The following is a 20632-nucleotide window of genomic DNA, read 5'->3' as shown; positions in this document are numbered from 1 at the left end:
AAACCAGATTCTCCATGACTGACACAGCGCAGACACCCCTCAAAATCCTGATCGCGGACGATGAGGTCAACATCCGCCGCATCCTTGAAACCCGCCTGGCGATGCAAGGCCACCAGGTGGCTGCTGCTCAGGATGGCACAGAAGCACTGGAGCTGTTCCGCAGCGTTGAACCCGATGTGGTGGTGCTCGACGTGATGATGCCCGAGCTCGATGGCTTTGCGGTGCTCGAGCGCATCCGAGCGCAATCGGAGGTGCCGGTGATCAAGCTCACCGCACTGGGCGACGTGGCTGATCGCATCACTGGGCTGGAGCTGGGCGCCGACGATTACATGGTCAAACCCTTTAGCCCCAAGGAGCTGGAGGCACGCATCCAATGCGTGATGCGCAGGGCCAGTCAGGGCCAGGGCGGATCCGGCGTCGGCTCAGCCAGCTCCAATGTGACCGCGGTTGGTGATCTCAGCGTTGATTTCAACCGCCGGCAGGCCTTCCGCTGCGGCGAGCGCATCCGCCTGACGGGGATGGAGTTTCACTTGTTGGAGCTGTTGATCAGCCGCAACGGCGAACCCATCAACCGCCTCGACATGCTGGAGGCGGTCTGGGGTTACAAGCCCGAGCGCGCCTCCGACAGCCGTGTGGTGGATGTCCACATCTCCCGCCTACGCGGCAAGCTGGAACCCGATCCGCTCAATCCAGAGCTGATCCTCACGGCCCGGGGCATGGGCTACATGTTCCAGCGCCTCGCCAACCCATCAGCTCCGCAGAAGCCTTCAGCCCTCGCAGCTAAGCCGCACGGTTAGATCGGTTGGCCCGCTGCAGCCGCGGCGAGCGAACCCGCCGCGAGACACCATCGCTATCCACGTGAAAGGCGGACAGGCTATTGAGGCACTGGCGGAGCACCCGCATCAAGACAGGGTCAGCGTCAGCGTTGGGCTGCAGGCCATAGCCGCCCTCAAGGAGAAAGGCTTTGACGGCTGAGACCTCCTCCCCCTGGTCGAGCCTCCTGACACCGATGACATGAGGCAGGCGTTGCCCCTCCAGTGAGCACAAGGTGATGACCCAACCCTCGCTGCTCTCTAAGACCAGTCCATTGGGGCTGTGAGCGCACTCCAGCCGCGTCAGGCCAGGCAAAGCCGGCAGCAGACGCCTCAACAGAGGCAACCAGATGGTTTCTGCCGTTGCGCGTTGCTCAGCCGTGAAGCGCTCCGCCATGTGGAGCCCGGGCGGTGTTGAGGGATCCAACCTGGTGTGGTTCACAGCAATGGATGAGAGAGCTGCGTTGTTCAAGCGGCTTTCCGCATCAGAAAGCCGACTCATGGGGCCTGCGTGGGGTGGAGTTTAGATCGTCAGGGCGTTCATTGAACTCCACAACCCGGCATGTGCAGCGCCGTTGCGGCGCTCAGTGAACCGAGACCTGGGTGACCGTGCCCAGACGGGTGGCGCGCTGCAGCGCCTCGTTCAAGCGGGCCAGGGGCACACGCATCACGTAGTCGCCGCTGCGCACATAGCCCTGGTTGACGACGCCACTGATGCTGATCGTGGCCGTACGGGCCTGGCTGCCGCGATAACCGGAGCTGCCCAGCAGGGCCGCCTGGCGATGGGTTTGGGCCGGAGTGTTGCGGCTACCACCCACAAGCTCACCGGCGTAGAGATGGGTCTCCTCAGACACCTGGGCGCGGAAGGGACCGTCGGTGCTGATGTAGCGGTATTGATCCTGGAGGTTGGCGGGTGCATGACCCACCGCCACCGCCGGCAGTGCACCGGGAACGGCCACGGCTCGGTTCTGGTGCAGGAACCGATTCAGGGCCGACTGGTGGCCAGTGCTGGAGCCCTTCACGGAGGCAGCCGCCCCACGGGCGAGTTGCATCAGCCAGGAGAACTGGCGTCCCTCATGGCCCTTGGAGTAGCCCCAGCCGTGGAGATAGGGAACCGTGGTCTCGCCGAAACGCTGCTGATACTCAGCGCTGTCGATGTAGGAGTTGATCTCCGCCTCAACACCCTGCTCCTGCAGGATCGTGAAGTGGTGGAGCATCTCATCGCGGTTATGGGGCGCGCGGCCGAGCAGATGCTTGTGATTCAGCTCAATGAAGCGATAGGCATTGCTGTGCTCAAAGAACTTGCTGCGATACAGAGCGCTCTGGGCGACGGTGCGCACCAGCTCGCGAACGCTGAGGTAGCCATTGCGGAACAGGGATTCAGCGCCGACAAGACGCTCGCTGTTCATCAGGTATTGCTGGCCGAGCACCTGCCGATACACAGCACGGATCAGAGTGCTTTGTTCCTCTGTAGAGGCCAGGGACCAGCTCTCGTTGCCGGCGTCATTAGCAAAGCGATCAATGCCCAGTTGAGCGGCGCGCACCAGAGTCATCAAAGCGAATGCAAAGGATCACAGGCGCCGATCAGCGGCCGCAGCAAAACAATCTGCCGCATAGTTAGCGCTGAATTGACCACCACGAAGCGGCTCAATCCACGCCATGTTCTGCCAAGGCCCGTGGGCCTGAATCATGACCTGCCGGGGAAATATATGACCGTTTCAAGAAGCAACGCAGCGACGTTACAAAACGCTGAAGATCTGCACCTCTGTGAAGAGTCAAAACGCTGAACCCTGGCCCTACTGATTCGCTTTAGGTTTGATCCCTCACCAGAGGGCCCCCATGGCGGCAAGCCTGTCTCTACTAGTGGCCTCAGCGCTAATGGGCCTGGTGGTGCTGCAGCTGGCTCTGTCCCACTGGGGTTGAGTGACAGCGCTGCGGATATTTGTGGCCCAGTCGCCAGAGTTCATTGCTGGTGTGACCAGGCTCAACGCTGCGCAGGCGCTGCACCAGCTGGAACAGCTCATCAGGCATGAGCGCACCGTCGTCCTGCCACTGCAGGGCGGCCGGAGCCACGGCACGGTGAGCGGGGGTCATGGTCTGGAGCGGGTATGGCTTTGACCCTACGGATTGCTGTGGTTCAGGCGTGAGCCCCAACAGCTACGGGAAGCGAAAGCTTTCCTGAAGAACCTGGATGCGGGTGCGGCCATCCCCAGCCGTTCAGAACGCATCAGCCCTGGCGCAGCACATGGGCATCGCCATGACGGAGACAGCCCCACCGCCGGCCATGGAGCATGAGGATCTCCTGGTGAGTTATGCCCACAGTCCCTGGGGCCAGCCCAAGAATGTTCCAGGGCGCTGATACCGATCCTGCGGACTTGCGCACCTTTCGAGACGCGATGAGCCACTGGCAGCCGGTGCGCCAGACCGTGCTCAACTACCAAAAGAATGGCTGACCGTTCTGGGTGGAGATCGACATCACACCCCTGAGCGATCGCGACGGTTGGGACACCTACTGGGTGTCGGTGCAACGTGAATGCAAGGAGCCTCTTCCGTCACAGCCCGTCAAACCAGGCGTCAGCCGTTGAGGTGGCTGGTGCGAGCACCACACCGTCATGACTGGGCTCCAGCACATCCAACACCGCCTGCAATTCCGCCTGCGGCTCCCGCTGCAACACCGCGATCACGTCTAGCCCTGGAGCTGCAGCTTGGCTGAGCTCTGCTCCCACAGCTCCATGGAGTTGCCCCGCCAGCTCCAGTGCCAAGCCGGCGATCGAGCCATCAACCGCGACCATCTCAAGGCTGCCCAGCCACTCCATCGCCACGCGACAAGTCGGGGCCTGAAGATTGAGGCACTGCAGGAGCTCCCGGCACTCCGGGGCATGCACAAAGAGCCGCAGGGCACGGCGCTCAAAACGTTGGCGCGCGTTCCCTGCGCCGACCTCGAGCGCTTCTGGAATTGCTATCAACTCATCACTACTCGCCAAGCCATTACCGGCCAGTGCTTGCGCCAACCGCTGCTCGGCCGAGCGCCGGAGCACCCCATCGGGCAGCTGCTCCACCAGGGCCTGACCGGCCTGTTCAACCGCTTGGAGAGTCCTCAGTGATAGGGAAGCACTGTCTGCGGCCAGAGGAGCCAGAAGCCGGTCCAATCGCCACTCCAGCCAATGCCGGGCTGAGGCAATCAAGCCCTCAAGGCCCATTGTCCCCTGACTGCGAATCAGCCCGTCCGCGTCCTGGCCCTCGGGCAGCTGCACCACAGAGGCACTCAACCCACCAGCCACGAGCTGCGACTGCAACTGCTCAATCAGGCGTTCCGTGGCGGCCTGACCTGCGCTGTCTCCATCGAGGGCGATCACCAGGTGCTTCATCCCCTGGCGCCTGAGCAGCTGCAGCTGCAACTCCGAGACGCTTGTACCCAGGCAGGCCACCGCATGGGTGAACCCAGCCTGGTGGAGCTGGATCACATCCAGCGGGCCTTCCACCAACAGCGCTGTGCCCTCCTTACGGATGGCCTCGGCCGCCTGATCCAGGCCAAAGACCACTCCATTGCGTTGGAACAAAAGGTCGTTCGCGCTGTTGCGGTACTTGGGTTCCTGGTTCCCGATAGCCCGGCCGCAGAAGCCCACGGTCTGGCCGGAGGCGTCATTGAGGGGAATCACAAGGCGCCCACCGGCAAAACCCAGCTGCCAGGCGCGAGCGGTGTCGGCACTGATGCCACGGGCCTGGAGGTAGTCGGCGCCATCGCCGCCCTGCTCGAGCTGTTGCACCAGCGCCTGATGGAACTGGGTGCGCTGCTCGGTGCGCTTGGCCATCAGCTGACGACGCTCCCGCCACTCCTGCTCAAAGCGCTCCTGGGCCTCGGGATCTCCCTCGGCCACAGTCACACCGGTGCGCCGAGCGAGCTCAAGCACCGCCTCCTGAAACGACATCCCCTGCCGGTCTTGCAGCCAGCCGATGGCATCGGTGCCCTTGCCGCACACAAAACAGTGAATGCGATTACGGCTGGGGCTCACCGTCAGCGAGGGGCGGCGATCGTCGTGCCAGGGGCAGCGGGTCAGGAACTCATGCCCGGACTTCTTGAGTTCCGTGGGCCCAAACAGATCCATGACCTGGGCCCGTTCGCGCACGCTCTCCAACACCGCTGGCGTGAGCAGCCCAGCCGGGCGACCCGAGGGGTGCCCGCTGGGTGCACGCCGAACTGCCCCTGCAAACCCGCGATGAGCTGCGGCCACGCCGCTGGCTGTGCCACTGCTGCTCATAGGCACTCCACCCCTGGGTACAGGTCGCTGCCGGTGAACAGCTTGCGGGCCTCGTCGCCCTCCAGATAGCAGTGGCTGCGGTCCAGGCGAATCGTGGTCTTGCTCAGGTCAGATCCGGCGGCCATCTGACCGTGGCGGTATTTGCCGTGGTGCACATCAAGCAGGCCCGGCTGAGCGGGAGTGAATTCATCGAGCTTGGGACGATCGATCAGCCACACCGCCGATGCGTAGCGCTCCAGTTCTGATGTGCCCGCCAGGTGGGAGACATCGGGGCCGGTGGGATTGCCGTAGGCGCCGCGGTTCAGCTGAGCAATCACAAAGACATCCAGCTCACAGCGTCCAGCAATCGCCTTGATCGTGGTGGCCCGGGCCGCCAATTCAGCCGTGGTGTTGCTCCCAAAGCCTGGGGTGGGGCCCATGGCGTGGAAGTGATCCAGGAACACAGCCGAAAGGCTCGGGTTGGCGCTTTTGCAGTCCTCCACCAGCGCGGCGAGTTCCTCCACCGTGGCTGCGAATTGGCTCTGGTACAGCACCTTGCCCATGCGCTCGCCATTGGGGGCGATGCCGGCGGAGAACTGTGCCTCCAGTTCCTGGAGCCGCTCCAGATCACGGCCCTCAATGACCTCACCGCGGCCCTCCAGTTCGTTGGCCGAATAGCGGGAGGAGAAGACCCCGCTGGCCTTACGGCAGTAATTGGCAAACAGGCGAGCACCGATCGCGCGGCGGCTCAATTCGCAGGAGAGCACCAGCACTGAGGCGCCGTTGTAGGCCAGCCCCATCGCTGCGGCGATGCCCACGGTGGTCTTGCCCACGCCGGACTTTGCAGCCAACACCCAGGTGCTGTCGCCCGTCCCCGGGATCACGCCACCGCGCATGTCGATATCCAGCGAGGGGATACCCGTGGAGATCGGTTTGGGGCGTTGGTCAGCGGGCAGAGACGCCAGCGCGAGGCATTCGCGGCCGGCATCGCTCGCTGTGCACACCTGAAAGCTCTGGCGGTAACGGCCAGCGGTGATTGAGGTGGCCGCGTTCAACAACTCGCGGCAGCGCTCGAGTTCGCCGTCGATGCTGCAATCGATCTCCTCACGGGCCAGGAGCTTGCGCACGCCTGAATAGAACAGGGCCCGGGCCTTGGCGCTCTGGAACAGCCGGCAGGCGATCTTGAAGTCCAGTTCCGGGTGGATCAGGCCGTCATCCCCCCAGGCGATCACCTCCGAGAGGGCTTCTTCCATCTGCAGGAGCGAGCCCCGGAAACGACCCTCCAGGGCGCGCTGGCGCACGTCTTCTCGGATCGCATAGGCGTTCAGCACATCGATGTCGCGGCGGCCGCGAAAGAGTTCGTCGATTTCCAGCGCAAGAGCGCGCAGGCCCGGCTGGGTCCAGATCGAGCCCGGCACCACCTCGTCAAACCGCAGCCCAATGGCACGGCGGAAGAGGCCCCAGCGCTCGCGCTGATCGTCCGTTCCAACCAGGACAGCGGCCAGGAGATTCTTTTCGTGCTCCGCCAGGGAGTGATCAGCAGGCACGTCCGGGACCTCAGCTGCCATCAACCCGGCGGCGGTCTCAATGAAGACGCCTTCATCGATCAGCCGTTGAATCAGCGATGGGTCGAAGGCGCCGGGCATCGTGGTTTTGAGCTCCTCGTTGCCGGGGTCGTTGGTGCCGGCAGAGGAGTTGGCATTGGGGGTGGTGGTCATGGCGGTGAACAGCGATGGGACGTGTGGGCCCTGGATTCAGCGCTTGGCCTCCGCGGCGAACTGCTCGGCCGCCTTGCCTGGAATTCCGAAACCGGCGGCCTCCAGAACTTCCGCCAGGTGTTGTTTTTCGCTCGCCGGCAGCTCGCGGCCCGCCATGCCCTTCCCCTTCCACTCATGACCGTCCCAGAGCAGAAGCTCACAGGCACGCAGGTGGTCGGGGTGGAAGGCGGGAGCCTGGCGTTTTTGGCCCACTCCTGGAGTGTTCCCACCGATGCCGCCGTTGAGCCGTTGGGTGTACGGACCCGATAAACCAGCCGTCTGGCCCTGGCTGCCCCAGCAGAAGACATGCCAGAACTCCACCCCCAGGCCTGCTGCTTTGCGATCAGCGCTCAGCAACGCCATGGCGCAGTCAGAGCCGCTGCGGCCCTGGGGGTAGGTGAGGCGCCAGAACTCAGGCATGCGCCGTAGCGCCTGGATCAGCACCGCCCAGAAGGCCTCGGCGCCACCGGCGTGGCGGATCGCCTTCTGCAGCCGGCGGGCCAAGGCCGATCCAGTGGGGTTGTAAGCCGGCCAGCTCTGGGGCTTGTTCTGGTTGTAGGTGGCAACAAACTGAGCGATCAACGGGTTGTGCGCGGGTGTGCTCTCTGGCTCAGCTGAGGGTTCCGGCCTGGTAGCGGGCATCACCTGCGGCTCTGCCCCGCCAGTCATCAACACCGGCTCAGTCGTGCTGGTCTCCGGCCGATGGTCCCCAGCTCTGCCCTTGGGCTGAACATCCGAACCGTTCTCCCAGCGCTCCTCCACCGCAGGGTTGCTGTCCTCCGCCGTGATCTCGTCGCCTTGGGCATCGCTCAGGAGTTGCACCGTGGTGCCGTTGGCATCACTGCGAAAGCGCAACCAGCCGAGGCTCTGCAGGTCGTCAAGATCAGCGCGCAACAGGCGTGGTTGCACCAGCCAGGCCGCCCCCAGATCCCGCAAGGTCACCTGAACCTGGCGCTTGCCCCGGCTGCGCCACTGCAGATAGCCGTAGAGCTGCGCCACGCGCATCACCCGTCCAGGCCGCAGTGATCCCTGGCGCTGCTCGTTGAGGGATTGCAAGGCCCTGTAGGTCTGGCGGATCGCCTCATTGCGGATGCAGAAGAACTGCACGGTGGTCTCAGGAGGACCTGCTCCTGACGAGGTGCGGAAGGCTACTGGTGGTGTCTTGTTGCTCGACATCGAGAGCGCTTACTTGCTCTGATCGAGCGCTTCCCCTGATTCCCTCTTCCCCACAAAGCCGGCTGTTGGTCTGCTCTGGGCTGTTGTTTTGGATTGATTCTCTAAAACCTTTGAGAGATATAGATGTGCTGCACGGGATGCATCACCCCTGATGCACGGGGTGCAGCAGTCACTGATACACGGGGTGCAGCACTGCTCAACACCATCCAACTCGGAGGTGAGGCATGGGGTGCATCACCAAAGAGAGCATCAACGGGGACGGATCTCCACCCAGGGTTCTCCGCTACGCAGCAAGTCGAGGGCCGGAGCCAATGTGCTGGCCAGCGTCTCCTGCAGAGCCTGATTGCTGCTGTTGCCGATGCGCAGCCAGATCACCTGCGGCGGCGGGCCGTACTGCTCGAGCAGGTTGATGAAGTCACGGTCCTTGGTCATCACCAGCGCATTGGCTTGCCGAGCCGCTTGAAAGATCTGGGGGTCGAGTGCGTCACGCAAACCCAACTCGCGGACCGCAACAGCCTCAAGCCCTAAACCCTGCTGGTTGATCCACCCCGCCAGAGACGGTGGTAGCTGGGCATCCAGCCAGAGCTTCATGCCACGAGGACGGGGTGATCCACCTCATGGGCCGCGTAGCGCAGGGCAGCCTCTAGGTCCTCGGCCTCAAGATCCGGGAAATCCTCAAGGATCTGCGCGCTGCTCAGGCCAGCGGCATAGAGCTCGAGAATGTCGGCCACGCGGATCCGCATTCCCCGAATACAGGGCTTACCGCCGCACTGCTGCGGGTTGTAGGTGATCCGCTCGCTCATGGATCAAGCCTAAGTGGAATCAGCCGATGGGCCCTCCCACGTTCTGAGCTCTGAGTGCAGCGCACTGCACACGCCATCGCAGTAACCCAACACAGGTCAACGGCGCAAGCGTGAAACCACGGGGAATGCTCGCAGCAGTTGCCGCTGTTTCTGATGCCTCCCCGTCATGCCCCCGTTGCCTCCACCGTCAAAACCTGGCTGAACACCAGCAGTGCCCATCGCCCACTGTGCGAGCGCACGGTGATGGAACTCTCCCGCCGGATTCAGCGCTGGCAACAACACCCCGATGGCCCAAGCCATGCCCCCAAGCCCGTGCGCCGCAGCGCCTTGCGGGCGCGGGAGCAACTGGTGCGCCACAACCTCGGCTTGGTGGCCCACACCTGGGGCCGCCATCGCTGCAGCCTGCCTGCCCATGACGACACCACCGCCGATGCGCTGCAGGAAGCAGCGTTGAATCTGGTGCGCGCAGCAGAAAAATTCGATCCGGCCAAGGGCTATCGCTTCTCCACCTACGCCACCTTCTGGGTGCGGCGGGGGTTCGCGGAGTTCGAACAACGCGCCAAGCGCGCGATTCGCTTCCCGGCGGAGAAAGCAGCGGTGGTGCTCAAGGCTCTGCGATTGAGCCAACAACATCAGGCCAGCACGGGCGATGAGCCAGCGCTGGAGTGGTTAGCAGCCCAGCTCAAGTTCGATGGCAAGGCGATGAGCGCTGAGCGCCTGGCGGAGTTCATCCGCCAGTGGGATGCCACCCGCACCGGCTCGCTGGATGGCGCAGAGGATGACAGTGACGACAAGGGTGGATGCACCCGCCTGGATCAGGCGTCTCTGCTGCAAGCAAGCGCACAGGAGCAGGAGTCCGAATCAGACCCACAACACGCGGCCTTGCCGCAGTTGATGAGCTGCCTGGATGAACAGGAGCACCGGCTGATTCGCAACCGCTACCTGCGCCGGCCGCCCCTGAGTCCCTGTCAACTGCGCCGCTCGATGGGCGGGATGCAAAACGAGCAACTGGAGCAGTTGGAAGCAACCGCCCTTGGCAAGTTGCGCCAGGTCGCCACCGAGCACAACCTCAAGATTCAGCTCTGATCCATCACCAGCCACTGGCTGGCCGTACAACGCCCGGGGGCCAGTCGTCCTCGGGCGTTTGTGCTGTTGTTGCGCGCTTCTGTAGAGCGTGGCTACAAGTGGGTGATTGGCTTGGGGGTGATGCAACCCGAGGACTTACGGCGTCACGTTCAGACCCTGCAAAGCGCGATTACGAGCCTTCTCGATGGCTGGACCGTCGTGGTCTGCAGTCACCACCAGCGCATGCGGGACACCACAGCGCTTCTGCTCCCGCAGCTGCAATACAGCGCGAGCAGCACCGCAGAACTCCTGGCACTGCCGCTACCTGAAACAGGGCAGTTGCTGGTGCTCTGCGATGACGAAAGCCCCGATGGCGGGGCCGCCGAGCTGATCACGCAACTGCGCGAGCGCCACGGAGCCCAGCGTTGCCGCTTCCTGCTCTGCCTGGATGCGGCGATCAGCGGTGAACGGCTGGTGCGCCTGTGGCGTCTGCGCCCCGATGGGATTAGTTGCCGCGAAAGCTGCGGCAGTGGCCGCCTGCTCCAGTGCGTAGCTGTGCTCCTGCGCAACGGCCGCTATGAAGACCCCCAGCTCTCTGATCGCATCCGCCAACTGCTCGCCAACACGCCGCTGCAACAAGAAGCCGTTGTGCTGTCTGTGAAAGAGGAGCAACTGGTGCGCCTGGTGGCGGGCGGCCGCAGCACCCGCGAGATCGCCTCACAACTGCAGGTGCGCACCGACACGGTGCGGCGCCGGCTGAGTGCCTTGTACGGCAAAACCGGAGCCCGCAACCAAGGCGGACTCCTGGTATGGGGCCTCGAGCACGGGGTGCTCAAGCAGCCAGATCTCGCCTGCGGGCTGCATCAACGGCCGGGGCCAGAGCAGGGCGCCGCGGCAGGTGGCAGCAGGCACAGGAGCCGGGGAGCACATCGCTGAGCCGTTTGGCCGCCTGCGGCATCACCTCCGCCAAGCCCACACAACGGGCTTAGCGTGAAGGAATGGATCTGCTCGATCGCATCACCGTCGACCCCGCCATCCGGTTTGGCAAGCCTTGCGTGCGGGGGACCCGACTCACGGTTGGTGATGTTCTGGGCACCCTGGCTGCCGGGTGCAGCGAAACCGAGCTGCTTGAGGACTTCCCACAGCTCAGCCATGAGGATGTGTTGGCTTGCACAGCCTTTGCCGCTGAACGTGAACGCACCTTGATGGTGTCCACGGGGGTGGGTTGAGCATCAAGCTGCTTCTCGACAAAACCTTTCTGAGCGTTTGCTTCCACTACTCAGCGAAGCGTTTCCAGATTCGAGCCACATCCGCATCCTTGGCCTGGGCGGTGTCGATGACCGTTCGGTGTGGGAGCAAGCAAGAGCCGGGGGCTATCTGCTGCTGACCAAGGATGACGACTTCCTTGGAATGAGCCTGAGCCTCGGCTGGCCTCCGAAGGTGATCTGCCTGGCCATTGGCAATGCCTCGAATGCAGCCACAGCCCAGCTCATCCTTTCAAGGCTGGAGGAGATTCGCTACTTCAACGACCATCCAGAAGCTGGCTTCCTTCTCCTCAAGCCAGCCTCTTGATGATCCACCGTTGAACGCTGATCAGCGTCAACGGTTTCAGGCCGCAGCTCCTGAACGGTGCACTGCAGCTGAAACGGAAACCAATTCGTTCCGCCGCGGCAGGTGGCAGCAGGCACCGGAGCCGGGCAACACATCGCTGAGACGTTTGGCCTCCAGCAGTGCATCGAGTTCCACGATCTGCACCGCCTCCCGCTGACGGGGCAGCCAGCCGGCGAGGAGACGGCGATCACCCAGCGGCAGCGGGCGGGGCAGCTCGAGACGTTGACCGAGGAACGGCAACCAGCGCTCGAGGCCATCGTCCTCGCGCCAGGGCTCAAAGCTGACAACCTCCACCAGCTGCTTGAGCGTGATCTCGCCGTAGCTGAGGCAGGTCAGGTACATCACGTCCTTGAGTTGCTCGGCCTCAAGGGGCAGTGGCATCCAGAAGCCGCGATCGGCGGCGTTCTCGATCGCATCGCGGTGGTGATGGGTGAGCAGAACCTTGGTGGTCATGGCAGTCAGGAATCACTGCACCTGTTCTGGCTTTGAGGCCCTCAGCGGCACCGCCCACAGGTGTGGCATCACCTGCGCCACAGCCGTGGGATGAGCAAGCCACAGGTGTGACATGCCCGGAGGTGGTGGAACAGCACCTGCCAGTTGGAATGCGTGATTTGACGCACCGAGTGGGACTGGCAACCAGCCATTCCGTCAGCTTTTCTTCCAGCCAGTTCCCCTCAACCGCAGCCCCAATCCCACCGAAAAGGGGGCTCTGCCCCCCGGAACCCTTGGGGAGTTGCGATCTGTTGATGCCTGTTGTGTTTCGCGGTGCCGCCATTGGCGGTGTGATCGCTCTGGTGATGCAGGCGTGTGGGCCGACACCGCTCGGCGCGGTGGTGCGTGGGGCGTTGGTTCAGCCCATGCATGCCCGCCAATCCTTTGCAGCGCAGGGAGTTCAAGGCAAGGCCAATAGCCTCCCGCACCTGCAACACCTCAATGCCAAGACGCTGCCTGCGCCGGCCGATGACCAGTGAGCAGCGGGCCTTTGCCTGCCAACACCTGGGGCTGGCGCATCAACAGGCGCACCGCTTTGCCCGCCGCTGGTCGATGGCGGTCGACGACCTGATCGGCCCCGCCTACGAGGGTCTTTGTAAGGGCGCTATTGGCTTTGATCCCACGCTGGGGTATCGCCCCTCCAGCTATCTCGTGCCCAAGGTGAAAGGCGAGTTGCTGCACTACCTGCGCGACACGGGCTTCTCGCTGCGCATCAGCCATCGGTTGCGGGAGCTGTGGATCAAAGCCCGCCGATTGGTGGCCCAGGGCCTCAGCGATCAGCAGATCGCCGATCAACTCAACGTCCCCTTGGAGCGCTGGCTGGATTGTCGCCGCGCCTGCGCGCAACGGCCGATTCCGCTGCATGAACTCCAGCGCGATTGAGCGCGTTGTGCATATCCAGCCGGAACCCTTTGGTGTCTCACCAGTTTGTTCAACCACCCCCAGTAGCCTCCCGCACCTGCACTTTCCTATGGGTTCAGCCAAGCACCGCCACCAACCAGCCCGTCATCTCCCCGGACGGGGAGCACGACCGGCCAGCAACACCGATCAAGACCGCGAACTGCTGCAGTTCAACGTGCGGCTCGCCAAGGCACGCCAGGCCCAGGCCGACACCAACCGGATTGAGCGCAAGGCCTTCCGCGAACACGCCCGCATCGAGAACGCCGTCACCGCCTACACCCGGGAACTTTGTTCCCTGTTGGATGAGCGGGGCTTTACCCAGGGCGTGACGCTCTCCCGCATCCCGGAAGGCGGGGATTCCGTCCTGATCGTGCAACTGAGCGATCTGCACTTCAACGAGCGGGTTGAACTGCCGTCCAATCGCTACGACTTCACCGTCGCCGCGCAGCGCCTGGCCAAGCTCGCCCAACGCGTCAAGCAACTGGGCCAGAGCTATGGCGCCCGCAAAGTCGTTGTCGCCTGTCTGGGGGATTTCCTCAACAGCGACCGGCGCCTCGATGAGCTGCTCTCCAACAGCACCAACCGTTCCAGAGCAACCCTGCTTGCCGTCGACATCCTGCGGGCCTTTCTGCTCGATCTACGCGCGCAGTTCGAGCTGGAGGTGTATGGCATCACCGGCAACGAAAGCCGCGTGAACAAAGAGCTGGGCTGGAGCGATGCACTCGCCACCGACAGCTACGACCTGATGATCTATGAGATCCTCAAGCGCGGCTTTGCCGGCACAGAGGGGATCAACTTCTGCGGCTTCCGGGCCAACGAGCTCCTCTTTGAGGTGATGGGCCGCACCTTCCTGTGCCTGCACGGCCACCAGATCGGCGCGAATGTGCAGAAGTCGGTGCAAGAGATCACCGGCAAGTACGCCGCTCAAGGCATCACGGTCGACTACACGCTGTTTGGCCACCTACACGCCAGCGCCATCGGCGATTACCACGCCCGCAATGCCTCGCTGGTGGGCAGCAATGCCTACTCAGAAGCCGGTCTGAACTTCTGCAGCAAGGCCGCGCAGAACATCCACATCGTCACCGGTGCCAAAGGCACAGATGCCAAAGGCTCTGGCGCCATCGATGGGATGAAGGTCGACCTGCAGGACGTCACCGGCATCGAGCCCTACCCCTTTGCCGCCGAATGGGAGGCCTACTGCCCCAAGAGCGAGCGCAAGCTCCACACCCCTTCTGTCGTTTTCCAGGTTGTTGTCTGATGACCGTTTCCACCACCACCGGTGCCATCGGCACCTGCGCCACTGCCCAGCTCAGCACTGAGCTGGCCGCCACCGAGCTCCAGAGCGCACTCCTACAGGCGATCACAGGGCTGACCCAACTGGTGAGCCAGCTCAGCCAGCAATTCCCGATCAACCAGCCCACCGCCGCGGCGGCAGAGCCCTGGATGGAGGAGGTCCCCACCCGGAGCACCACCAAGCCAGCCCCCTGCTGCCCGGTAAACCTCTCGCCCCTCTGGGATGAGCTCTCGGTGGTCGAACTCCGCTCCCTGCTGCGCAGCTACCCGATCGATCGCACCTCCCTGCCCTCCGCCATCGAACGCCTGCGCCGCAACGAACTCATCGAGGCCCTCAACCAGATCCAGGCCCTCGGCGTCTGAGGGGCCAGTGGGGGGCCAGGGGCCCCTTGCAATTCAGGCCACGTCCACTCGCTCACACCTCACACACGCACATGACCGCAACCGTCACGACCACTGCTCCCGCCGCACTCGGCGAACCGGCACCGGGAACCCCCGAGGCCCTGTTGCTTCTTGCGACTGCAGGTGTTCTCCCGGCCGGTGCCGGTGCAGACGACCCGCGCTTCTCCGCCGATGCCATCACCAGCTGCGTCAGTCGCCTGCTTGAGGTCAAGCAGCAGCAGGACCTCCTGGCTTCCGAGCAGAAGGAACTGAACGAGCAGCTGCGCCTGGCCCACCTGCGCGGCGACCTGCTCACCTGCATGCCTGCCGGTAAAGACGGCAACGGCTATCAGATCACCCCGGACCTGGTGCTCAACCGCCGCCCCGGCCGCAAGCAGTGGCGTTATTCCATCGACTGCAAGGAGATCGAGTGCCAGCTCAAGGCACGCCAGAGCTATGAACAACAGAGCGGTCTCGCCAGTTACAGCCTCGGCGCGGCATTCTGGGAGGTCAGAGCCACCAAGGGTTGACGCCTGGACTCCAGACACCGGCTCTCCCATGCCCCAGGCTCAGGCCTGGGGCTTTTTGCTGCACACCTGAGTAGGCAGCCACCAGTCTCAATAGCGCTTGCTATGGCGGACTACAATTGCAGAGAGCGATTGATCCCCCCTTGGATGATCTGAGCCTGTTGATCGATCTCCATGTGGATGGCGAGCGTCAGGGACCGGGAAGCGACGCCTGCACCAAAAAAGCCCTGCAGCTAACGGGACTGAACCGAGAGCATCCCTTGCAGATTGCAGATCTTGGCTGCGGCACCGGCGCATCAGCGATGGTGCTAGCGGAAGAACTCAACGCCAAAGTGATCGCCGTTGATTTCCTGCAACCCTTTCTCGATACGCTTATAAGCCGCTCTCGAGAACGAGGTATTAGTGATCAAATTGAGACCCTCTGTTGCAGCATCGATGCGCTTCCCTTCGAGAACAAATCGCTGGATGTGATCTGGTCGGAGGGAGCGATCTACAACATCGGCTTTGCCGAAGGTGCGCGTACCTGGAAGCGCTATCTCAAGCCCGGCGGATGGCTTGTGGTCTCGGAAATCACCTGGCTCACCGCTGAGCGGCCCGCCGAACTCAGCCAGCACTGGGAGACGGAATACCCCGAGATTGGCCTGGCTTCTGAGAAGTTAGCCGTTCTGGAGCAGCTTGGATATGCGCCGGAGGCCTACTTTGCGCTTCCAGAAGACTGCTGGATCGATCACTTCTACATGCCGATGCAGGAGCGCTTCGCGGCCTACCTCGAGCGCAACAACCACTCAGCCGAAGCACGTGCTGTGGTCGCCGACATGGAGGTAGAAATCGCTCTGTACAGAAAGTTCAGATCCCTCTTCAGTTACGGCGTGTATGTGGCCCGCGTGCCTGCGGTGAGCTGATGCCGGCGCGCCCATCACCCCCCCCAGGCGCAGCCCAGGGGTCATGAGTCAATCAACATTCCAATGGCTGTGGCTTGTCGAAGCTGCTGGCGTTGGCGCCTGGGGTCGGACGTACCAGGTGTGGGGTAGTTGGTTCTCCTGGGGCACCTGTGGCGGTGCAGATGGAGTGTCGATCAGTCAGGCGCACAGGTGGAGGCGGCTGTGATGCCCTTCCTCGTCATGCCCGGCTGAACGACCCGCCCACGGTTGGGTGAAGACTGTTGGAGCAGGGGCCTTCTGTCAGCGTGCTTCTTGGGGAGGCAATGTTGCAGAGGCGCTGATACAGACCCTGCGGTTGCCGTCAGCGCACCGAGCTCCGCGGGCGCGGCAGCAGAAGCACCACCCCGGAGACGATCACCACCAGCGTGGCCAGGCCCAACAGGATCGAGTAGTAGGGCTGGAGATTCACCGGTCCAAAGCGGCCCGTGTGGATCTTGAGCAGCCAGAAGGCATCCACCCCCTGCTCGAGCAACAGGCTGTAGAGCGATCCGCTGGCCGCAGTGAGCAGCAGAGGCGCAGCGGCCAGGGGAACCAGAAGCCGATGCAGCCTGCGAGCGCGAGACACAGGCTTCATTCCTCTCGCAGTTCCTTATGCAACATCGACTCATTGCTGCAGGGCATCCACTGACCGTTGTTCTGATGCACGCCCTTGCAGCCCAGTTGCTTGGCGCGCTGCTCAGCCTCCGCCTGGGTGGCGTACAGACCTCTGCTGTGGGACCAGCCGGCCTCGGGGCCCAGTAGCAACGCCATGCCAATGGCCACAGCGGCGAGGCTGAAACGGTGAAGCACGTGCTGATTCACAGGGAAAAAAGCGCGTCGTACTGGTAGTAGGCGGGCTTGTTGAGCCCGTCGTGGCGGAGCATGCGCCGCAGCTCAATGATTTCGCGGCGCTGGGCCACGATGATCTCCCGCGCCAGGCGGCGGATGGTGGGGGTGGTGCTCTTGTCCAGGGCGTCGTGGGCCATCTGCAGCGCCCCGCCGTGGTGCTCGAGCATTCCCTCGAGGAACCAAGTCACCCGTGTGTCGGGGCTCGGTGCCGTTCCCGCCATCTGCATCGCCGCGATCTGCGCGGCAGACATGCGCCTGAGCGCCGCCAAGCTGTTGGGGTCGCCGCCCGGCGGCAGCGTCACCGGATACACAGGCGCCTGGGGATACCAAGCTTTGCGCCATTGCCCCATCGCCTTGATCTCGCGGGCTTGATCGCTCCAGATGGTGTTCGCCAGAGCCCCCACTCCCGGGGAGCCGACGTTGAACACGAATTCACTCATGCGAAGGGCGCCGGTGTGGTGCTGCACCATCGCGTCGATCCAGCGCAGGTCGTAGGTGCTTCCGGCGGGGCCAACGTCATGGCCATGGCTGCCGTGGGCGCCATGGTCGCTCGCGCCGCTTGCCGGCATCGGCATCGCGTGTTGCCCATGATCGTGGTGCTCATGGCCTGATTGAGCCAGGACCGGGGGCGCCAGAAGGGGCGCGAAGGCCGCGAGTGCAAGCAGAAGGCGCATGAGCGGTGGCACAGTCCTCCTACGATGCACTCTCCTGCAGGTGGAGAGTCAAGACGCATGGGTGCAGCGGTGGCCGATGAGCTCCTCAAGATCGGTGCGGTGGCGCAGCGCTCGGGCGTGCCGGTGAAAACGATCCGCTTCTACTGCGATGAGGGCCTGCTGCAGCCCACCTCGCGCTCGGAGGGGCGCTACCGCCTGTTTGATCAGAGCGTGTTCGCCGACCTGGCGCTGATACGCAATCTCAGGGCGATGGATCTTCCCCTCAGCGCCATTCATGGCGTGCTCAGCGCGCGCCGCTCCGGGGTGTGCACGTGCGCGGATCTGCAGGCCACGATCCGCGGCAAGCTCGGTGAGATCCAAAGCCGCATCGAAGCTCTCCAGAGCCTGGAATCGGATCTGCAGGCGATGCTCGCCGGCTGGCAATCCTGCGGGGGCCGCTGATCAGGCCTCAATCAGGAGGTTGCCCATCATGCCCAGCTCCTCGTGATCGAGGATATGGCAGTGGTACACGCTGCGACCAGGGAAATCGCGGAACTGCGTCCGCACCCGCACCGTTTCTCCCGCCCGCACCAACACCACATCGCGCCAGGCCGGGAATGGCTCCGGCTGTCCGTTGCGGCTGATCACCTGCATGGGGTTCACGTGCACGTGAAAGGGGTGATCCATCACCCCGGTATTCATCAGCTCCCATTCCTCGATCTCACCCAGGCGCACCCGGGTATCGATGCGTTGATGGTCGTAGGCCTGCCCGTTGATCAGAAACACCATGCCCATGCCTGGGGCCATGCCATGGTTCATCACAAAGCGGCGCGTGCGCACCGGATTGTTGAGCGGCTGGACGGGAAGCAGTTGCTGAGGGAGCGGCTTTGGCGTTGTGGTGCCATCGGTCTGAACCGTGGCAATGGTCTCCTCACCCTGGGAGGGAGCCATCATCCGCCTCATTCCCATCATGCGCCGGCCAACACGGTTGTAGGCGCGATTGCGCAAGCGGAATCGTCCGCCACTCGGTGAGATCTGCACCAGCACATCGGCGCGTGCGCCGGGTACCAGCAGCAGATCCTCCACCGCAACCGGCCGCTCCAGTGCACCGCCATCGGTGGCGATCAGATGAAGACGATGCCCTTCCAGCGCCAGGCGCCAGAAGCGTGCATTGGAGCCATTCACCAATCGCAGCCGGAGTAATCCCCCGGCAGGGATCTCAATCCTGGGGTTCAACTGCCCATTCACGGTGAGCACCGAACCCTCGCGGCCAAGCATCGCTCCACCCATCGATGACTCCCGATCGGCTGGGAGATCCTTGAGAAACAGCACCTCCTCCTGGGCGGCCTGCACCTCCGGAATGCGGTCGAGAGCACCGCGCACGATCAGGGCACCACCAAGCCCGCCGAACACCTGATCGGCCACCGTTCCATGGTGATGGGGGTGGTAGTAAAACAGGCCAGCAGGGTGATCCTCGGGAATCCGGAAGGAATAGCTCTGGCTGGCCCCGGGCTGAACACTCAGAAATACGTTGTCGGCATTCCCCTCTGGCGAGACATGAAGGCCGTGATAGTGAAGGTTGGTGGGTTGTCTGAGTTGATTGTGCAGTTGGATCTGTACAGCGTCACCAGCCTCTAATTCCAGCAACGGCCCTGGCAGCAGGCCGTTGTAGGTGAGAGCGCGACCAGCCGTTCCTGGGATCGCGATCCGCGTTTCCTGCGCGACGAGATCCAGGTTCAGAACACCTTGGCTGGATCGCACAGCCCTAGCCGCACCGGCCGCAGCGACCTCACGGGCATGACTCAGCCAACGCTGACCCACCAGCCCTGCAGAAGCGGCGGCGGCGCCACCGGCCGTCAACGCCAGAAACGAGCGGCGATTCATGGCAATCCACTCCACGGCAAGCGATGAGCAACGGCATCCAGTGCCATCGCCGCGCCCATCAAGGTCATGATCAGATTCTCGGCAAAACTCACCACGCCAAGCGGTGTGCGCGTGTTGCCACCCACGCAGGCGCAGTTGAGGGCGAGGTGATCGATGAACACCGCCTTGCCCACCGACAGCATGCCCATTCCGCCCAACAACACCGCCACCGCTCCCACCAGCCCATCGAGAGCGGAGATGGACGGCGGCGTGAGCATGCCCAGCCCCACCAGCAGTTCAAGGCCTGGATAGAGGCGGCTCCAGACTCGCCAGCGTTGGCTGAGCAGGTCGTACTTGAGGAAGCTGGCGGCAAAGGCCGGCACATCCATCAGCTTGAGCATGGCCAGCAGAGTGATGGCCAGGCCCATGAAACTGCGCACACCCACGCCAAGGGCAAGGGCCATCAAGGCCGCGGTGGCAAACACGACGATCACCGGTGTGTAGCTCACGTCTGCTCGCTCGGCCCGAACCCCCAGCCGTGCCGCCAGATCGCTGTAGCCACCGATGCGTTGCTGGCCGCTGAACACCTGCGGGGTGGTGCTCACCCCGTGGGCGCGTTTGAACGCTTCCACCTCCTCAGGGCTGCGCAGGCGGTGGTCCTCAAACGCAATGCCCTGGCTCTGCAGCAGCGCCACCGCCCGCAGCCCCCACGGGCAGGCGTGATCAGCCGTGTCCATTCGGTAGAGACGCACATCGCGCAGAGCTGCGCTGCCGCTGGTCGGGGTCTGCTCCATCAACCCTTCACCGTCTGGAACGGCTTGATCACCCCTGTTCTGGTGAAGGTGAATACGGTGTAGGTCTCACTCCGCAGCGCCGACTCCATGCCGGGTGAGCCCAGGGGCATGCCTGGCACAGCGATGCCAGCCACCTTGGGGCGCTCCTTGAGCAGCTTCTGGATCGCCGACACCGGTACATGCCCCTCGATCACGTAGCCGTTGATCGTGGCGGTATGACAGGAGCCGAGGGCGCCGGGAACGCCATAGCGCTGCTTGATCGCCGGCAGGTTGTTCACAACGTGGTCCTGCACCGTGAAGCCGGCTTTCCGGATGTGATCGAGCCAGCCTTTGCAACAGCCGCAACTGGCGGAGCGGTAGGCCGACACCACCTCAGCGGCGTGACCTGGTGCGGCGGCGGCGACGGAGAGGCCCGCCAGGGCGAGGGCTAGGGGGAGCGCGGGCATCACGGGATCAGACATCTCCATCAACCGTATAGTCTCCAGTGGGTGGAGAGTC

At 63.6% G+C, this 20632-nt stretch carries 28 protein-coding genes; 13 read left to right on the top strand and 15 right to left on the bottom strand.

Going from position 1 to position 20632, the window contains the following annotated elements; translation table 11 throughout:
• Positions 1-14 precede the first annotated feature (14 nt).
• Positions 15-797, top strand: coding sequence for a response regulator transcription factor RpaB (gene rpaB / locus KJJ24_RS01820; RefSeq protein WP_214340422.1), 783 nt, complete (start codon positions 15-17; stop codon positions 795-797).
• On the opposite strand, the gene KJJ24_RS01815 is transcribed toward rpaB, so the two are convergent.
• From KJJ24_RS01815 to KJJ24_RS01805, 3 genes are all read right to left on the bottom strand, one after another.
• On the bottom strand, positions 781-1314 hold the full coding sequence (locus KJJ24_RS01815) for a hypothetical protein (RefSeq protein ID WP_214340419.1): 534 nt from the start codon (positions 1312-1314) through the stop codon (positions 781-783). The two genes, rpaB and KJJ24_RS01815, sit on opposite strands and share 17 nt — an antisense overlap.
• Before the next feature lie 82 nt (positions 1315-1396).
• Complete coding sequence (locus KJJ24_RS01810) at positions 1397-2365, bottom strand: phycobilisome rod-core linker polypeptide (RefSeq protein WP_214340417.1); 969 nt, start codon at positions 2363-2365, stop codon at positions 1397-1399.
• Between the two features lie 322 nt (positions 2366-2687).
• The gene (locus tag KJJ24_RS01805; protein ID WP_214340415.1) at positions 2688-2906 is read right to left on the bottom strand and encodes a hypothetical protein; all 219 of its coding nucleotides are present in this window, start codon (positions 2904-2906) and stop codon (positions 2688-2690) included.
• A gap of 97 nt (positions 2907-3003) precedes the next feature.
• On the opposite strand from KJJ24_RS01805, the gene KJJ24_RS01800 reads away from it, so the two are divergent.
• On the top strand, positions 3004-3171 hold the full coding sequence (locus KJJ24_RS01800; protein ID WP_214340413.1) for a hypothetical protein: 168 nt from the start codon (positions 3004-3006) through the stop codon (positions 3169-3171).
• Positions 3172-3364: 193 nt separating this feature from the next.
• On the opposite strand, the gene KJJ24_RS01795 is transcribed toward KJJ24_RS01800, so the two are convergent.
• From KJJ24_RS01795 to KJJ24_RS01775, 5 genes are all read right to left on the bottom strand, one after another.
• On the bottom strand, positions 3365-5071 hold the full coding sequence (locus KJJ24_RS01795; RefSeq protein ID WP_214340411.1) for a DNA primase: 1707 nt from the start codon (positions 5069-5071) through the stop codon (positions 3365-3367).
• Positions 5068-6768, bottom strand: a complete 1701-nt coding sequence (locus KJJ24_RS01790) for a DnaB-like helicase C-terminal domain-containing protein (protein WP_214340410.1) — start codon at positions 6766-6768, stop codon at positions 5068-5070. Before KJJ24_RS01790 ends, KJJ24_RS01795 begins: the two co-directional genes overlap by 4 nt.
• Positions 6769-6804: 36 nt before the next feature.
• Entirely contained in the window at positions 6805-7983 is a 1179-nt protein-coding gene (locus KJJ24_RS01785) for a hypothetical protein (protein ID WP_250544858.1), read from the bottom strand.
• A gap of 249 nt (positions 7984-8232) precedes the next feature.
• A complete protein-coding gene (locus KJJ24_RS01780; protein ID WP_214340408.1) occupies positions 8233-8574 on the bottom strand; it encodes a DUF5615 family PIN-like protein in 342 nt (113 codons plus the stop codon).
• Positions 8571-8786 (bottom strand): DUF433 domain-containing protein, encoded by a 216-nt coding sequence (locus KJJ24_RS01775; protein ID WP_214340406.1) that lies wholly within the window; start codon positions 8784-8786, stop codon positions 8571-8573. Before KJJ24_RS01775 ends, KJJ24_RS01780 begins: the two co-directional genes overlap by 4 nt.
• Positions 8787-8924: 138 nt before the next feature.
• Between KJJ24_RS01775 and KJJ24_RS01770 the strand changes: the two genes are divergently transcribed.
• The 4 genes from KJJ24_RS01770 to KJJ24_RS01755 all read left to right on the top strand — a co-directional run bounded on the left by KJJ24_RS01770 (position 8925) and on the right by KJJ24_RS01755 (position 11423).
• Positions 8925-9872, top strand: coding sequence for a sigma-70 family RNA polymerase sigma factor (locus tag KJJ24_RS01770; RefSeq protein WP_250544857.1), 948 nt, complete (start codon positions 8925-8927; stop codon positions 9870-9872).
• 69 nt (positions 9873-9941) lie between these two features.
• The gene (locus KJJ24_RS01765) at positions 9942-10787 is read left to right on the top strand and encodes a LuxR C-terminal-related transcriptional regulator (RefSeq protein ID WP_250544856.1); all 846 of its coding nucleotides are present in this window, start codon (positions 9942-9944) and stop codon (positions 10785-10787) included.
• Between the two features lie 62 nt (positions 10788-10849).
• Entirely contained in the window at positions 10850-11080 is a 231-nt protein-coding gene (locus KJJ24_RS01760) for a DUF433 domain-containing protein (RefSeq protein ID WP_214340404.1), read from the top strand.
• Positions 11081-11117: 37 nt separating this feature from the next.
• The gene (locus KJJ24_RS01755; RefSeq protein ID WP_214340402.1) at positions 11118-11423 is read left to right on the top strand and encodes a DUF5615 family PIN-like protein; all 306 of its coding nucleotides are present in this window, start codon (positions 11118-11120) and stop codon (positions 11421-11423) included.
• Positions 11424-11459: 36 nt separating this feature from the next.
• Here the strand turns inward: KJJ24_RS01755 and KJJ24_RS01750 are convergent, their stop codons facing one another.
• Positions 11460-11915 (bottom strand): hypothetical protein, encoded by a 456-nt coding sequence (locus tag KJJ24_RS01750; protein WP_214340399.1) that lies wholly within the window; start codon positions 11913-11915, stop codon positions 11460-11462.
• 293 nt (positions 11916-12208) lie between these two features.
• Here KJJ24_RS01750 and KJJ24_RS01745 point away from each other — a divergent pair, with 293 nt between their 5' ends.
• The 6 genes from KJJ24_RS01745 (at position 12209) to KJJ24_RS01720 (ending at position 15957) form a co-directional block, all read left to right on the top strand.
• Complete coding sequence (locus KJJ24_RS01745) at positions 12209-12433, top strand: hypothetical protein (RefSeq protein WP_214340397.1); 225 nt, start codon at positions 12209-12211, stop codon at positions 12431-12433.
• Positions 12423-12836, top strand: coding sequence for a sigma factor (locus tag KJJ24_RS01740; RefSeq protein WP_214340395.1), 414 nt, complete (start codon positions 12423-12425; stop codon positions 12834-12836). The genes KJJ24_RS01745 and KJJ24_RS01740 overlap by 11 nt, the downstream gene beginning before the upstream one ends.
• A gap of 88 nt (positions 12837-12924) precedes the next feature.
• The gene (locus tag KJJ24_RS01735; RefSeq protein WP_214340393.1) at positions 12925-14112 is read left to right on the top strand and encodes a hypothetical protein; all 1188 of its coding nucleotides are present in this window, start codon (positions 12925-12927) and stop codon (positions 14110-14112) included.
• Positions 14112-14510 carry a hypothetical protein gene (locus tag KJJ24_RS01730; protein WP_130128817.1) on the top strand — a complete coding sequence of 133 codons (399 nt, stop codon included), beginning with the start codon at positions 14112-14114 and terminating at the stop codon, positions 14508-14510. The genes KJJ24_RS01735 and KJJ24_RS01730 overlap by 1 nt, the downstream gene beginning before the upstream one ends.
• Before the next feature lie 71 nt (positions 14511-14581).
• The gene (locus KJJ24_RS01725) at positions 14582-15058 is read left to right on the top strand and encodes a hypothetical protein (protein WP_130128816.1); all 477 of its coding nucleotides are present in this window, start codon (positions 14582-14584) and stop codon (positions 15056-15058) included.
• A gap of 140 nt (positions 15059-15198) precedes the next feature.
• Entirely contained in the window at positions 15199-15957 is a 759-nt protein-coding gene (locus KJJ24_RS01720) for a class I SAM-dependent methyltransferase (RefSeq protein ID WP_130128815.1), read from the top strand.
• Positions 15958-16297: 340 nt separating this feature from the next.
• Here KJJ24_RS01720 and KJJ24_RS01715 read toward each other — a convergent pair whose 3' ends face one another.
• The 3 genes from KJJ24_RS01715 to KJJ24_RS01705 are packed head-to-tail and all read right to left on the bottom strand — an operon-like array spanning position 16298 to position 17498.
• The gene (locus tag KJJ24_RS01715; protein ID WP_130128814.1) at positions 16298-16570 is read right to left on the bottom strand and encodes a hypothetical protein; all 273 of its coding nucleotides are present in this window, start codon (positions 16568-16570) and stop codon (positions 16298-16300) included.
• On the bottom strand, positions 16567-16785 hold the full coding sequence (locus tag KJJ24_RS01710) for a DUF3721 domain-containing protein (protein ID WP_130128813.1): 219 nt from the start codon (positions 16783-16785) through the stop codon (positions 16567-16569). Before KJJ24_RS01710 ends, KJJ24_RS01715 begins: the two co-directional genes overlap by 4 nt.
• Positions 16786-16793: 8 nt before the next feature.
• Entirely contained in the window at positions 16794-17498 is a 705-nt protein-coding gene (locus KJJ24_RS01705) for a DUF305 domain-containing protein (protein ID WP_130128812.1), read from the bottom strand.
• A 57-nt stretch (positions 17499-17555) separates the two neighbouring features.
• Here KJJ24_RS01705 and KJJ24_RS01700 point away from each other — a divergent pair, with 57 nt between their 5' ends.
• A complete protein-coding gene (locus tag KJJ24_RS01700; RefSeq protein WP_130128811.1) occupies positions 17556-17939 on the top strand; it encodes a MerR family transcriptional regulator in 384 nt (127 codons plus the stop codon).
• Here the strand turns inward: KJJ24_RS01700 and KJJ24_RS01695 are convergent, their stop codons facing one another.
• From KJJ24_RS01695 to KJJ24_RS01685, 3 genes are read right to left on the bottom strand one after another with little or no spacing between them, the layout of a single operon-like run.
• Positions 17940-19361, bottom strand: a complete 1422-nt coding sequence (locus KJJ24_RS01695; RefSeq protein ID WP_130128810.1) for a multicopper oxidase family protein — start codon at positions 19359-19361, stop codon at positions 17940-17942.
• Entirely contained in the window at positions 19358-20134 is a 777-nt protein-coding gene (locus KJJ24_RS01690; RefSeq protein ID WP_130128809.1) for a MauE/DoxX family redox-associated membrane protein, read from the bottom strand. Before KJJ24_RS01690 ends, KJJ24_RS01695 begins: the two co-directional genes overlap by 4 nt.
• Positions 20134-20595 carry a DUF411 domain-containing protein gene (locus tag KJJ24_RS01685; RefSeq protein WP_250544855.1) on the bottom strand — a complete coding sequence of 154 codons (462 nt, stop codon included), beginning with the start codon at positions 20593-20595 and terminating at the stop codon, positions 20134-20136. Before KJJ24_RS01685 ends, KJJ24_RS01690 begins: the two co-directional genes overlap by 1 nt.
• Positions 20596-20632 lie beyond the last annotated feature (37 nt).

Origin of the sequence: Synechococcus sp. LA31 (assembly GCF_018502385.1) — a bacterium.
GTDB lineage: Bacteria > Cyanobacteriota > Cyanobacteriia > PCC-6307 > Cyanobiaceae > Vulcanococcus.
This window is presented reverse-complemented; position numbering and strand designations above follow the sequence as displayed.